The sequence below is a fragment of the Nodularia chucula CCY0103 genome (genome assembly GCF_963923915.1).
Taxonomy (GTDB): domain Bacteria; phylum Cyanobacteriota; class Cyanobacteriia; order Cyanobacteriales; family Nostocaceae; genus Nodularia; species Nodularia chucula.
Window position 1 is genome coordinate 28,090 of sequence record NZ_CAWUOL010000001.1, and the last position, 12,748, is coordinate 40,837.

Sequence of the window (12,748 nt, forward strand, 5' to 3'; positions counted from 1 at the left end):
TAATTCATATTTGAAATCACCAACGCCAAATTTTGCATGGTTTAGTCATGATTCCGCAGAGCTAGACTTTTCCAAACCTGCGCTCTCGTTGCTGGTAGGCAGACAAAGCACGGTAAAATTCCTGTCGGTCAAAATCTGGCCAGAGAGTATCGGTGATATAAATTTCCCCATAAGCCATTTGCCACAGTAGGAAATTGGAAAGTCGCATTTCGCCACTGGTACGGATTAATAAATCGGGGTCAGTAATTCCAGCTGTATACAGATGACGCTCAAATAAATGCTCATCGATGTCATTGGGCTGAATGACACCTTGTTGTACTTTGTGGGCGATCGCCCGACAGGCTTGTAAAATTTCTTGCCTACCGCCATAATTAGTGGCTACAGTAAAGCGGATAGCTTGATTATCTCTGGTTTCTGCCATTGAGCGGGAGATTTCTGCTTGCAGCGATCGCGGCAAATCATCCAAATTACCCACAAACTGGATTTGCACATTCTCCTTCACCATTTCCCGTAATTCTTGACGGAGAACTCTTTGAAACAAAGTCATCAAAAAATCCACCTCTTCCTGGGGTCTTTTCCAATTTTCAGTGGAAAAAGCATAAGCCGTGAGTGCCTGAATACCCCAATCTTTGCAACAGCGTAGCAAATCCTTCAGCGCATCCACGCCTCGCTTATGTCCCATAATTCTGGGTAAACCTTGACGTTTAGCCCATCGACCATTCCCATCCATAATCACTGCAACGTGTTTTGGCAGTAGTTCCCGTTTTAAGTCAGAGGGTAAAAATTGTAATTCAGTTTTTTGTGCTGTCATTTTTTATTTCGAGAAGCGGTGGATGCCAATCCGAGTAAACGTGAAACCATTAATGTTGCCTTTTGACCCATCTGACGACCGAAACCCAACAGACTAGGAGCAACAGCTTCCCGATCTACAGTGGTGGATAATTGAGCCTCCAAAGACTCTTTCAATGTCCTAATCGTCAGTGGTCTATTCAGATTTCCTCGTTCCGCCAAGGAGATAGAACCAGTTTCTTCTGATACAACCACACAGATACAATTTTCGACACGCTCAGTAATTCCCATTGCCGCCCGATGGCGTGTTCCTAACTGGCGTGAGGCAGTGCGTCCTGACAGTGGTAAAATTATACCTGATGAAACAATCCGCGAGCCACGGATCAAGGTTGCCCCATCATGCAGTAAAGTTTTTGGCTGAAAAATTGTCTGTATAAGTTCTTTAGAAACATCAGCATTCAGCTTCACCCCCGGTACGGAAAAATCCCGCTCATGAATCGGACCGGTTGTTTCTAAAATCAGCAAAGCTCCAATACGATTTTTGGAAAGTTCTTTGACCGCATCCACAATTTCATCAATTACACTATCAGACTTGGGGATTGTTAAACTAGATGGTTTGAATAATTGCTGAAATTCACCACGTCCCACTTGCTCTAGAAATCGGCGAAACTCCGACTGGAGGGCAACAGCCATAGCTACAGCGCAGCCAATCACTAACTTTTCCAGAACAAAATTTAGCAGTGGTAAACCTATCCTGCCACTTAGTGCCGAGGCTAGCATTAAGATAATAAAACCCCGCACCATCCAAAGTGTTCGCCGCTCACTAATAATAACTAGTATCATATACGTCAGCGCTAACACCAAGAAGATATCCAGAGTCCCAAGCAGCAAGGACTGCGACCATCCCAGGTTTGTCAGCCATTGCTTCGGTGAATCTCTCATGACATCTGGATTAATCGTTGTTCTCCCTTAATATTCTGTCATTTCCCTAGTTATCAGTTATCAGTCAACAGTTATTAGTTATCAGTTTTATAACTAGTGAAAGACCACACCAATTAGTGGAAAACTTTGGTGGCGGGTTTCAACTTTTCACATACGCCTGTTAACTGTTAACTGTTAACTGTTTGCAATTGCTTACTTCTGCACGTTGAGTCTATCTGGTAAACAATCTTGTCTAATCAAGTCCTGATATGTTTCACGGCGCAAAATTAAATTTGCTTCGCCATTTGCCACTAGAACAGCTGCTGGGCGGGGTAAGCGATTATAGTTGGATGACATACTGTAATTGTAAGCACCAGTCCCCATAACTACGAGTATATCCCCTGGTTCAGTTTTTGGCAGTTGGGCATTTTTAATCAAAATATCCCCTGATTCGCAATGCTTACCAGCAACTGTTACTGTTTCAGTTAAAGGCGCAGACATTTTGTTAGCTACTACTGTCCGATAAACTGACTGGTAAGTAATTGGTCTGGGATTATCAGACATACCGCCGTCAACTGATACATAGGTACGAATTTCTGGTACAACTTTCGATGATCCCATAGTATAGGCCGTGATGCAGGCTGTGGCAATTAGCGATCGCCCCGGTTCACACAACAATTTTGGCAAAGGCAGATTTTCGGCTTTACAAGCTGTTTGAATGACTTCACAAATAGCCTTGACCCATTCTGCAATACTGGGGGGATCATCCGATTCGGTGTACCTAATGCCTAAACCACCACCAACGTTTAATTCGGTAATGCTTAAACCGTAATTTGCCGCTTTTTTTAACCACTGCACCATAACAGCAGCTAAATCTTGATGGGGTTGGCGTTCAAAAATTTGGGAACCAATGTGAGCGTGTAACCCGATGCAGTTTAAGCTAGGTTGCTGACTGACAAAGGTAAATACTTCGTCTAAATCATTGGGATCAAAACCAAACTTACTGTCTAAATGTCCGGTGCGGATGTATTCGTGGGTATGACATTCAATTCCTGGTGTTAAGCGCAGCATCACCCGCATAGGAGCAGATTTTTTCCCTTCTGCTTGTGCTATCTTCACCAAGGTATGTAGCTCTTGCCAGTTATCCGCCACAATGGTGCTACCGGATTCGATAGCTAATAGTAGTTCTTCTGCTGATTTATTATTACCGTGGAGGTAGAGTTTATCAGGACTAACACCAGCCTTGAGAGCTGTGTACAGTTCTCCTCCTGAAACTACATCTATTCCCAAACCTTCCGAAGCGGCGATCGCACAAACCGCTAAACAATTCCAGGCTTTTGAGGCGTATAATACTTGAGATTCTCCCTGGTAATATTCTTTAAATGTTTCCCTATATTGCTGGCAAGCTAAACGTAGGGTTGCTTCATCTAAAATATACAAAGGTGAACCAAACTGCTCTACTAGAGTTGTGACATCACACCCACCTATTTCCAGAGTATCTTGACTATTAACTTTAGCAGTTATGGGTAAAAGTTCCTGGTTGGGGGAAATATTGCCGTTGGAGTTGGGTTGTTGAGATAAATATTGACTACCAGCATCTTGAATGCTAGCGGCTTGAGTCGATACCATAATTTTTATAAATTGTCCTTGCTCAAAGTTGAAATTTGTTTGGGCGTGGTGTGGCTGAATGTCCCGATTCTCAGTTTACCTAAAAAAGGAAAAACTGAATCTAGTCTACTTTAGTAGACTTTTGTTATTCGCCAGGAACTAAAGTTCCTGGCGGAATATGGATTCAGCATCATAATTTTCGACTTCTGTGTACACGGTAGCCCTCTCTGGCGGGGTGGGGTGGGGTCTTATGGCAAAAAAAACAATTCCCGACTTGTGTGTACAGCGTAGCCTGCACCCCTGCTTACTCGATAAAACCCATTCTCCAAAAACGTGACATCATTAGATTTAAAGCTGCAATCCCTAACTTCAGAGCATCTTAGTAACATCTTGGAACTAGACCAAATTTGTTTTGGCGGTTTGTGGACTCTGGAGGGCTATCAAAGGGAGTTAAATAGTCCTAATAGTGAATTATTGGGCTTATTTTCCCCGGTTCATCCTTCAAAATTGCTAGGAATGGGTTGTTTTTGGGCGATTTTAGATGAAGCCCATATCACAATTTTGGCGGTTGATCCCCAATATCACCGTCAAGGTTTAGGACAGGTTTTACTATATTCTTTATTGGAGAGGGCGAGAGATCGCGGTTTAGAACAAGCCACCTTAGAAGTTCGGGCTTCTAATTTAGCCGCTATATCTTTATATCAAAAATTTGGCTTCCGAATAGCGGGACGGCGTAAAGGTTATTACCAAGATAATGGCGAGGATGCACTGTTGCTGTGGCTATCGGATTTACAATCTGCTCAACTTGCGGATTCTTTGGAAAAGTGGCGGATGACAATTAGCGATCGCTTCCAGGCTATTGGTCATTGGTCATTAGCCCTTGGGTTCAGAGTAAATATTGGTCAAGCAAGAGGACAAGGGGCAGGGGGCGGGGTGCAGGGAGGAGAACCCCATGCATAAATACAGGGGCTTGGGAAAAGGACGCATTATTTTTCGCACTTGCGCGTCTCGTTCGCGCAGCGTGCCGTAGGCATAATAAATATTTTGATGTTTGGCATACATAAATGCAGGGGCTTGTATCCCTGTTGGCAGGGGAATTAAAAATCCTTCTCCCTTACTCCCTGCTCCCCTACCCTTCGGGATGCTACGCAAACGACTGCGCTCAGGGCAAGCCTGCGCCCTGCTCCCCTGCCTCTTATCGTCATTGAAAATACATTTCCCCCTTGCTCCCTGCTCGCTACTCCCCTGCCTCTTTCCCCAGGCTGCTATCAAGATCACATTAATGAAAAAAAATTTAGGTTTTCACCCAACTTTTTATTTAAATATTTAATCAATTAATAAACTAACTTTAATAAAAGTAATTTGAGTTTACATATTCTTGACTAAGTATCAGGGAATATGTTATTACTGGTTTTTTGTAAATGGTTAACAAAATAATTAACCAAAATAGCGTGCTATATAGTCGTCAAAGCCAAAAACACTGGTAAACTCAAGCCCCTCAGTATAGCAGCTAAAAAAAAAGTCATACATAGTTAATAATTACGCCATCACATTCGGCGAAACTTTTTGGTAGCCTATAATCTTTATACAGGCATCCAAAAGCAGAGCCTGTGCTAAAATCAGCATACCGGCACGACGCAGGTGATGGGAAAAATGCCATGTTTGAACGCTTCACAGAAAAAGCCATTAAGGTAATCATGCTGGCCCAAGAAGAGGCCCGCCGCTTAGGTCACAACTTCGTTGGAACCGAACAGATCCTCTTGGGTCTGATTGGGGAAGGTACAGGAGTTGCGGCCAAAGTGTTGAAATCAATGGGTGTCAATCTTAAAGATGCCCGCATTGAGGTAGAAAAAATCATAGGCCGAGGTTCGGGCTTTGTAGCCGTGGAAATTCCGTTTACCCCACGGGCAAAGCGAGTTTTAGAACTATCCTTGGAAGAAGCGCGCCAATTGGGGCATAACTACATTGGCACCGAGCATCTGCTGTTGGGCCTGATCCGGGAAGGGGAAGGTGTGGCAGCCAGGGTGCTAGAAAATCTAGGGGTGGATTTATCTAAAGTCCGCACCCAAGTTATCCGTATGCTGGGAGAAACAGCAGAAGTTTCAGCCACAGGACCATCGGGACGCACCAAAACTCCAACCTTGGATGAATTTGGCTCGAACCTAACCCAAATGGCGGTAGACAACAAGCTAGACCCAGTTGTAGGACGCGCCAAAGAAATTGAACGAGTGATCCAAATTCTGGGTCGCCGGACTAAAAATAATCCAGTATTGATTGGTGAACCAGGGGTTGGTAAAACAGCGATCGCTGAAGGTTTAGCATCGCGAATTGCCAACAAAGATATCCCCGATATCCTGGAAGATAAGCGCGTAGTCACTCTAGATATTGGCTTGCTAGTAGCAGGAACCAAGTACCGGGGTGAATTTGAAGAACGCCTCAAAAAAATCATGGATGAAATCCGCTCGGCAGGTAATGTCATTCTGGTGATTGACGAGGTACACACCCTGATTGGTGCAGGTGCGGCGGAAGGAGCCATTGACGCAGCAAATATCCTCAAGCCAGCTTTGGCTAGAGGCGAGTTGCAGTGTATTGGAGCCACAACTCTAGATGAGTACCGCAAGCACATCGAGCGAGATGCAGCCCTTGAGCGACGCTTCCAGCCAGTAATGGTCGGTGAACCGTCAGTTGATGAAACTATTGAAATCTTGCATGGATTGCGCGAACGCTACGAGCAACACCACAAGCTAAAAATCTCTGATGAAGCTCTTGTAGCGGCGGCGAAATTGTCTGACCGTTACATCAGCGATCGCTACCTTCCAGACAAAGCCATCGATTTAATTGATGAAGCTGGTTCTAGGGTACGTTTGATTAACTCCCAATTGCCACCAGCAGCCAAAGAGTTAGACAAAGAACTACGTCAAATCTTAAAAGAAAAAGACGACGCTGTACGCGGACAAGACTTTGATAAAGCTGGCGAACTGCGCGATCGCGAAATGGAAATCAAAGCCGAAATCCGGGCGATCGCTCAAAGTAAAACCACCGCCACCGGCACAGAAGGTGAAGAACCTGTAGTTGGCGAAGAGGACATTGCTCACATCGTCGCTTCCTGGACAGGCGTACCGGTGAATAAACTCACCGAATCAGAATCCGAAAAGCTGTTGCACATGGAAGACACCTTGCATCAGCGCTTAATCGGTCAGGAAGACGCTGTGAAAGCAGTGTCCAGAGCAATTCGTCGCGCTCGTGTCGGTTTGAAAAATCCGAATCGACCCATCGCTAGTTTTGTCTTCTCCGGTCCCACTGGTGTAGGTAAAACCGAATTAGCGAAGTCCTTGGCTTCTTACTTCTTTGGTTCCGAAGAAGCAATGATCCGCCTGGATATGTCGGAATATATGGAACGCCACACAGTTAGTAAACTGATTGGTTCGCCTCCTGGTTATGTCGGATATAACGAAGGCGGTCAATTAACTGAAGCTGTCAGACGGCGACCCTATACAGTGGTGCTATTCGACGAAATCGAAAAAGCTCACCCCGATGTCTTCAATATGCTGCTGCAAATTTTAGAAGACGGTCGCTTAACTGATGCTAAAGGTCGCACGGTAGACTTTAAGAACACCTTGCTGATTTTGACATCTAACATTGGTTCTAAAGTAATTGAAAAAGGCGGCGGCGGTATCGGCTTTGAATTTGCCGATGATGCTACCGAAACTCAATACAACCGTATTCGCTCTTTGGTCAACGAAGAACTGAAACAATACTTCCGTCCTGAGTTCCTCAACCGACTAGATGAAATTATCGTCTTCCGTCAGTTGAACAAAGCAGAAGTCACACAAATTGCTGACATCATGCTCAAGGAAGTATTTGGTCGTCTAACTGAGAAGGGTATCACTTTAGAGGTTAGCGATCGCTTCAAAGATCGCCTGATTGAAGAAGGTTACAGTCCCAGCTACGGTGCAAGGCCGTTACGTCGAGCGATTATGCGCTTATTAGAAGATAGCCTAGCAGAAGAAATTCTCTCTGGGCGCATCAAAGATGGCGATACAGCCTTAGTTGATGTTGATGAAAATGGCGTTGTTCAAGTTAGTTCTCAGCAACGTCGGGAATTAATGTCTCAAGGCATTGAATCTTAGTTAAAATTTGTCAACTTTAAATAAACGGGAGGGAATTTCGGTTCTCTACCGTTTTTTTTGTGTCACGCAGAGGCGCAGAGACGCAGAGAGGAGGAAAAGGATTAATGATTGAGCGCTATGAGAATCAACAGCATACCATTTTTCACGGTGATACTATTACGACTTTATCAAAGTATATTTCTTCAGAATCAGTAGATTTAATTTTTATCGATCCTCCCTATAACATAGGCAAAAAATTTAGTAATTTTCATGATAAATGGGAATCAGACGCAGAATATCTAAATTGGTCATATCAATGGCTAGATGAGTGTATTCGCATTCTCAAACCAAATGGCACAATTTATCTCATGACAAGCACCCAAACAATGCCTTATTTTGACATTTACTTGCGGAAAAATTTAACTATTCTCAGTCGCATAATATGGCATTATGATAGTTCGGGAGTACAAGCCAAAAAATACTTTGGTTCCATGTATGAACCTATTCTTCATTGTATAAAAAATAAAAACAATTATATTTTTAATGCCGATGATATCAAAATTGAAGCTAAAACAGGCGCACAACGTAAATTAATAGATTATAGAAAATCTGTACCTATTCCTTATAATACAGAAAAAGTCCCCGGTAATGCTTGGTATTTTCCCCGTGTGAGATATCGCATGGACGAATACGAAAACCATCCTTCACAAAAACCAGAATCCTTACTAGAAAGAATTATTTTAGCCAGTAGTAATAAAGGAAGTTTAATACTAGATCCCTTTGCAGGAACCTTTACAACTGCTGCGGTGGCTAAACGCTTAGGGAGAAAATCTATCAGTATTGAACTACAAGAAGAATATTTAAAAATTGGTTTGAGAAGGGTTTTAGAATTACTCGAATATCACGGAGAGGAACTTTTACCACCGCAGAAAAATCATCAGGTAAAACATAGATATGGTAAAGAAATTGATTTAGATTTTATAGAAGGGAGTCTTTTTGATGCAAATAGTAAAGCATGATTTAATTAAATGATAGAGAATTAAATTTTTCTCTACCATTTTTGATGTATCGTACCCAAAAAACAACTGACATTTTTCGGGGTTTTCCTATACTAGTATTTGAGTATTTATTTCTCCACAGGTGCAAGTTTTAAAGGATACAATGGTTCAGAGCCATTTAATTGCCAAATTTTAAATACCAATGCAGTAGCTACAGTTAGCCAAACACAAGAAAAAGATAAAATCATTCCCGCTAAAGGAACTGTTTGCCAATATATTGCTGTCACCACTAGAGCAGATAACCAAGGGCCTAAAATCACTACAGGAACAGCAGCGCCTAATCTCCGTTCTACAGTAAAAATCGTATTCCAAGTATCACCTAAAGCCAGATGTACCACAAACAGAATTAAAGGTAATACCAAAAATTGGTGATTCATTGCTTGCCAAATCAATACTGAAGAAATTACGCGCAAAACTGCAATTATCATCCAAACGATGGGAAATGCTAAAGGTGGAGGAGACCACCTGGGTCTAATTACTTGGTCATAAGTTGTACGAGAACGGGTATTATCTAAAAGTGAAAAAATTCGGGAACGGATACTTAAGACAGCAAAAAATAATGCAGTCAATACAGTGCTGAACCAACTAGGAAAGGCAGAATTATTATCAATGAACATGATTAATTTTTCCATTCCCAGCAACACAAGAATCATCACTCCTATTTGTAGGACAGTTCCTAGTTTGTAAACTAAAACTGCATTGATATCTAGTTCTTGTGTGGTAGCTGCTGATGCATTAGGAAGTTGTTCTTTACCAGGTTTCACCCCCATTACTGTATTGACAAACTTTTCCAGTATTCCAGTATTGTTGGCTTGGTTCATAATTAATAGGTTCCAAGTAGTTTATAATCATCAACAATAATTCATTATATAATAGTGGGATGGTTAAAAAATAGCTTTTTGCAGTTGTGACAAGAAATGAAGTTGAAATTTATCTCATAGAGCGATATAAAAATCTGTTTAATTTAAATAAATGGTGATAGTATTTTTATTCATACTGATATAAAAATGTACGAAAACAAGCGCGAATAAAATTGATTCATGGTAGGATGATTACATAGGAATATATTAATCTGGTAATCGTATTCGTCAGCCTTTGTTGGTTTTACATTACTTGAAAATATTAGCATTAATTGATTGTAATAAAGTTTGTGCAAATTGCCAGCCTTGACTGAACTGATGTTTATTGAATAAACATAAAAAAATTAATTTTATTTAAAAAACTTTTTTTTAATAAATAAACTAATACTCACAATGAAAGTTAATAGCCAAAAGACTGTCAAGAACCAGTTTACTTGCATTCCTTAAATAACCATTCCGAAACCAGACAGAAGAAATCCGCAGGCAATAGAGGCCATCACAAGGGCTATAAATCCACTATATCCACCGTAAAAATCCATTTGCCTATTAAGTTTTTCAATTTGCTGCTTCAATTGAAGCGGTAACGTACGTCATACTTTTTGACATTCCAATAGTAATATCACTACCTATGATAACGGTATTCTCCCATGTATACTATTTTGCCGCATATCTACACGTCAGTAAGTTGGTTATGTCAAGTTAAGCTGTAAAAATTAAATGAACTCGAAACTAATTAATCGTCAAATTACCCTTGACGCTAGACACATTGCCAAGCATCTACCAGGAACACCCCAAATGCAAAGACTTCTGAAAAAAGGAATTGCCGCTCATGTATTTAATGATGAAAATACCATGAATCAAGTTGCTCAGGGCATAATAGAAGAAGGCGAGTTTATCGGCAGCATTCGAGAATATGAACGTTATGGAATGTTTTTTACTGAACCAATAGGTTATAGAATTAGTCCAGATGGTAGCCGTATTCCACTTTACTATGGCGAGATGAAAATCAATGCAGACAACCAATACCACGTCATCCCACGCACAAGACCGAGTAAAGAATAACTGGGAATTTACTGAAGTATGGATTGATCCGATGTTATCACCTCCATATATTCTTTTATTACTTTGCGACAGTGAGGGAAACTGTCAAATTTCTGATCCAAAACAGGGCGATAAGGTGATATTTTCTAGTAATAATTATGAAACTGCTAAGTTATGGTTACTTGAAGATGAGTATGAACCAGTTCAAGGTAGGCTTTTAGCTACGGAATTATTGTGAAGTGTACCTTTAGCAATACCACACAGTCGGGATAAATTACCCTTGTTTGAGACTGGTTGAGTTTCTTGTTGGATTGATTCTAATAAAGTTTGTACCAATAGCCAACGTTGACTCATTGGTAATTTCAAGACTTGTTTTTGCAATTCTTGTAATGTCATGAGCAGATATTTGAGTTTGTTTTATCTCAATCATACATAAGCGCAAAACATCTCTCTCAGTTAACCTTCAACCAGTCGCTCTAAACCTTGGATTTCCAAAGCATGGGGGTTGGTTGCATTGGTGGAGATTGTGCGATCGCATACCTTACCGTAGCTATCTCTTTCATTACTTTAAAATAGAATTTATATCTTCCAAAAGGCTTATGACCCTAACCCTTAACCTACCACCAGAATTAGAGCAATATCTTTTGCAAGAAGCTAGCAAACAAGGACTTTCGGTTGAGGCGGTGACATTGCAAGTTTTGGCAGACTCTATTTTGTTAAAACAAAAGCGAGCTGAATCGGTTAATATACTTCAGTCTTGGCTTGATGATGAGGATGTTGAAGAACAGCAAGAAACAGGCCATTACCTCATTAATGCATTAGACGAGGATCGGCTGTCTGAACGTAAGTTATTCCCACTTGAAATGAAAGGGATTACTTGGTGAACCGAGCCATAGTATTAGATACAGGACCCCTCGGACTGATCACCAATCCAAAACTGTCCCCTCAGAGTGTTGCTTGTACTCAGTGGCTCCAACTTCACCTCAGTTCAGGAAGTCGCATTATCATTCCAGAAATTGCAGACTACGAAGTTCGCCGTGAGTTGTTGCGAGCAAACAAAACAAAAGGCATTGCTCGTTTGGATGATTTAGCCAAATTAATTGAATATTTGCCAATTACAACGCTTGCAATACGTCAATCTGCACAACTTTGGGCAAAAGCTCGTCAGCGAGGGCAACCAACCGCAGGTGATAAAACGATTGACGGTGATATGATTCTGGTGGCTCAAGCCATGACTCTAGAAGTTTCAGATGTAGTAATTGCGACAACTAATGTCGGGCATCTATCGAGGTTTATCACCGCCGAACTTTGGCAGAACATCCCCCCAAGTTGACCTTCAACCAGTCGCTCTAAACCTCGGATTTCCAAAGCATGGCGGTTGGTTACATTGGTGGAGATTGTGCGATGGCGTAACCGCCCAGCGTAGCTGCTCGCCTAACCGCACCTAATATCCATACTTCTTTATATTTGTCAAGTTAATTTTTGTGCGGGCGATCGCCTAGCTTACCGAATATATCGCATCTGTTAGAAATACCTTTTCACTCGCTAGAAATATTACATAAATCCCCAGCTAACATCACTGGAATTTCTGAACCTACAAATCCAGACACATCACGAGTTACAATCACATCTACCGTAGATATCATCGCACAAGCGTACTGCACAGCATCCTCAAAATCTTTAAAATTTAAAGATATTGCTTGTTCTAAAACATTTTTATCAACCGCACAAATGTGTAAATCTGAGAGAATTTGTGATATTGCATCTTCAGCAACTTTTACACCTGCGGCTTTACGAATAATATAATAAATATTAGTAATTGTGGTAGCAGCAATAAACCCTGTAATTTCACCAGCATCAATTTTTGCAAATAACTTGACTGCATCTTCCACAAAAGGCTCTCGTTCAAGTAAAAAATCAAGAACAACATTCGTATCAATAAAAACTCGCATCACTGGTATTTCTCAGTTAAATAACTGACATAATCTGCAACAATATTTTCATTACTTGATATGTCTGTACCTTTAGCAATACCACGCAGTCGGGATAAATTACCCTTGTTTGAGACTGGTTGAGTTTCTTTTTGGATTGATTCTAATAAAGTTTGTACCAATAGCCAGCGTTGACTCATTGGTAATTTCAAGACTTGTTTTTGCAATTCTTGTAATGTCATGAGCAGATATTTGAGTTTGTTTTATCTCAATCATACATAAGCGCAGAACATCTCTCTCAGTTAACCTTCAAGCAGTCGCTCTAAACCTTAGATTTCCAAAGCATGGCGGTTGCTTGCATTGGTGGAGATTGTGCGATCGCATTAATCAAATTACATACTTATTTATAATTGTCAAGTTAATTTTTGTGA

The 12,748-nt window shown here is 41.2% G+C and carries 14 protein-coding genes; 7 read left to right on the plus strand and 7 right to left on the minus strand.

Going from position 1 to position 12,748, the window contains the following annotated elements:
- Positions 1-61 precede the first annotated feature (61 nt).
- From ACM0OP_RS00115 to lysA, 3 genes are all read right to left on the minus strand, one after another.
- The gene (locus tag ACM0OP_RS00115) at positions 62-811 is read right to left on the minus strand and encodes an isoprenyl transferase (RefSeq protein ID WP_414526358.1); all 750 of its coding nucleotides are present in this window, start codon (positions 809-811) and stop codon (positions 62-64) included.
- Positions 808-1,731 carry a diadenylate cyclase CdaA gene (gene cdaA / locus ACM0OP_RS00120; protein ID WP_414526359.1) on the minus strand — a complete coding sequence of 308 codons (924 nt, stop codon included), beginning with the start codon at positions 1,729-1,731 and terminating at the stop codon, positions 808-810. The genes ACM0OP_RS00115 and cdaA overlap by 4 nt, the downstream gene beginning before the upstream one ends.
- Before the next feature lie 192 nt (positions 1,732-1,923).
- A complete protein-coding gene (gene lysA / locus ACM0OP_RS00125; RefSeq protein WP_414526360.1) occupies positions 1,924-3,339 on the minus strand; it encodes a diaminopimelate decarboxylase in 1,416 nt (471 codons plus the stop codon).
- 312 nt (positions 3,340-3,651) lie between these two features.
- On the opposite strand from lysA, the gene rimI reads away from it, so the two are divergent.
- The 3 genes from rimI to yhdJ all read left to right on the plus strand — a co-directional run bounded on the left by rimI (position 3,652) and on the right by yhdJ (position 8,446).
- The gene (rimI, locus tag ACM0OP_RS00130; protein WP_414526361.1) at positions 3,652-4,278 is read left to right on the plus strand and encodes a ribosomal protein S18-alanine N-acetyltransferase; all 627 of its coding nucleotides are present in this window, start codon (positions 3,652-3,654) and stop codon (positions 4,276-4,278) included.
- 698 nt (positions 4,279-4,976) lie between these two features.
- Complete coding sequence (locus ACM0OP_RS00135; protein ID WP_414526497.1) at positions 4,977-7,448, plus strand: ATP-dependent Clp protease ATP-binding subunit; 2,472 nt, start codon at positions 4,977-4,979, stop codon at positions 7,446-7,448.
- A gap of 104 nt (positions 7,449-7,552) precedes the next feature.
- Complete coding sequence (gene yhdJ, locus ACM0OP_RS00140; protein ID WP_414526362.1) at positions 7,553-8,446, plus strand: adenine-specific DNA-methyltransferase; 894 nt, start codon at positions 7,553-7,555, stop codon at positions 8,444-8,446.
- A 107-nt stretch (positions 8,447-8,553) separates the two neighbouring features.
- On the opposite strand, the gene ACM0OP_RS00145 is transcribed toward yhdJ, so the two are convergent.
- Entirely contained in the window at positions 8,554-9,306 is a 753-nt protein-coding gene (locus ACM0OP_RS00145) for a TspO/MBR family protein (RefSeq protein ID WP_414526363.1), read from the minus strand.
- A 756-nt stretch (positions 9,307-10,062) separates the two neighbouring features.
- On the opposite strand from ACM0OP_RS00145, the gene ACM0OP_RS00150 reads away from it, so the two are divergent.
- Positions 10,063-10,407: a DUF6972 family protein gene (locus tag ACM0OP_RS00150; protein WP_414526364.1), complete on the plus strand. Its 345-nt coding sequence runs from the start codon at positions 10,063-10,065 to the stop codon at positions 10,405-10,407.
- Positions 10,355-10,624, plus strand: coding sequence for a hypothetical protein (locus ACM0OP_RS00155; protein WP_414526365.1), 270 nt, complete (start codon positions 10,355-10,357; stop codon positions 10,622-10,624). Before ACM0OP_RS00150 ends, ACM0OP_RS00155 begins: the two co-directional genes overlap by 53 nt.
- Here the strand turns inward: ACM0OP_RS00155 and ACM0OP_RS00160 are convergent.
- Complete coding sequence (locus ACM0OP_RS00160) at positions 10,591-10,782, minus strand: hypothetical protein (protein WP_414526366.1); 192 nt, start codon at positions 10,780-10,782, stop codon at positions 10,591-10,593. The genes ACM0OP_RS00155 and ACM0OP_RS00160 overlap by 34 nt on opposite strands.
- A gap of 203 nt (positions 10,783-10,985) precedes the next feature.
- Between ACM0OP_RS00160 and ACM0OP_RS00165 the strand changes: the two genes are divergently transcribed.
- On the plus strand, positions 10,986-11,270 hold the full coding sequence (locus ACM0OP_RS00165; RefSeq protein ID WP_414526367.1) for a hypothetical protein: 285 nt from the start codon (positions 10,986-10,988) through the stop codon (positions 11,268-11,270).
- Positions 11,267-11,719 carry a PIN domain-containing protein gene (locus tag ACM0OP_RS00170; protein ID WP_414526368.1) on the plus strand — a complete coding sequence of 151 codons (453 nt, stop codon included), beginning with the start codon at positions 11,267-11,269 and terminating at the stop codon, positions 11,717-11,719. The genes ACM0OP_RS00165 and ACM0OP_RS00170 overlap by 4 nt, the downstream gene beginning before the upstream one ends.
- Positions 11,720-11,924: 205 nt before the next feature.
- On the opposite strand, the gene ACM0OP_RS00175 is transcribed toward ACM0OP_RS00170, so the two are convergent.
- Both ACM0OP_RS00175 and ACM0OP_RS00180 read right to left on the minus strand, forming a co-directional pair.
- Positions 11,925-12,338 carry a type II toxin-antitoxin system VapC family toxin gene (locus ACM0OP_RS00175; RefSeq protein ID WP_414526369.1) on the minus strand — a complete coding sequence of 138 codons (414 nt, stop codon included), beginning with the start codon at positions 12,336-12,338 and terminating at the stop codon, positions 11,925-11,927.
- Positions 12,338-12,559 (minus strand): hypothetical protein, encoded by a 222-nt coding sequence (locus ACM0OP_RS00180; protein ID WP_414526370.1) that lies wholly within the window; start codon positions 12,557-12,559, stop codon positions 12,338-12,340. The genes ACM0OP_RS00175 and ACM0OP_RS00180 overlap by 1 nt, the downstream gene beginning before the upstream one ends.
- Between the last annotated feature and the right edge of the window lie 189 nt (positions 12,560-12,748).

What these genes read in the sequence shown, in the direction of transcription:
- ACM0OP_RS00115 (WP_414526358.1), bottom strand. Translation starts at nt 811, where the DNA reads ATGACAGCACAAAAAACTGAATTACAATTTTTACCCTCTGACTTAAAA.
- cdaA (WP_414526359.1), bottom strand. Translation starts at nt 1,731, where the DNA reads ATGAGAGATTCACCGAAGCAATGGCTGACAAACCTGGGATGGTCGCAG.
- lysA (WP_414526360.1), bottom strand. Translation starts at nt 3,339, where the DNA reads ATGGTATCGACTCAAGCCGCTAGCATTCAAGATGCTGGTAGTCAATAT.
- ACM0OP_RS00135 (WP_414526497.1), top strand. Translation starts at nt 4,977, where the DNA reads ATGTTTGAACGCTTCACAGAAAAAGCCATTAAGGTAATCATGCTGGCC.
- yhdJ (WP_414526362.1), top strand. Translation starts at nt 7,553, where the DNA reads ATGATTGAGCGCTATGAGAATCAACAGCATACCATTTTTCACGGTGAT.
- ACM0OP_RS00145 (WP_414526363.1), bottom strand. Translation starts at nt 9,306, where the DNA reads ATGAACCAAGCCAACAATACTGGAATACTGGAAAAGTTTGTCAATACA.
- ACM0OP_RS00150 (WP_414526364.1), top strand. Translation starts at nt 10,063, where the DNA reads ATGAACTCGAAACTAATTAATCGTCAAATTACCCTTGACGCTAGACAC.
- ACM0OP_RS00155 (WP_414526365.1), top strand. Translation starts at nt 10,355, where the DNA reads ATGCAGACAACCAATACCACGTCATCCCACGCACAAGACCGAGTAAAG.
- ACM0OP_RS00160 (WP_414526366.1), bottom strand. Translation starts at nt 10,782, where the DNA reads ATGACATTACAAGAATTGCAAAAACAAGTCTTGAAATTACCAATGAGT.
- ACM0OP_RS00165 (WP_414526367.1), top strand. Translation starts at nt 10,986, where the DNA reads ATGACCCTAACCCTTAACCTACCACCAGAATTAGAGCAATATCTTTTG.
- ACM0OP_RS00175 (WP_414526369.1), bottom strand. Translation starts at nt 12,338, where the DNA reads ATGCGAGTTTTTATTGATACGAATGTTGTTCTTGATTTTTTACTTGAA.
- ACM0OP_RS00180 (WP_414526370.1), bottom strand. Translation starts at nt 12,559, where the DNA reads ATGACATTACAAGAATTGCAAAAACAAGTCTTGAAATTACCAATGAGT.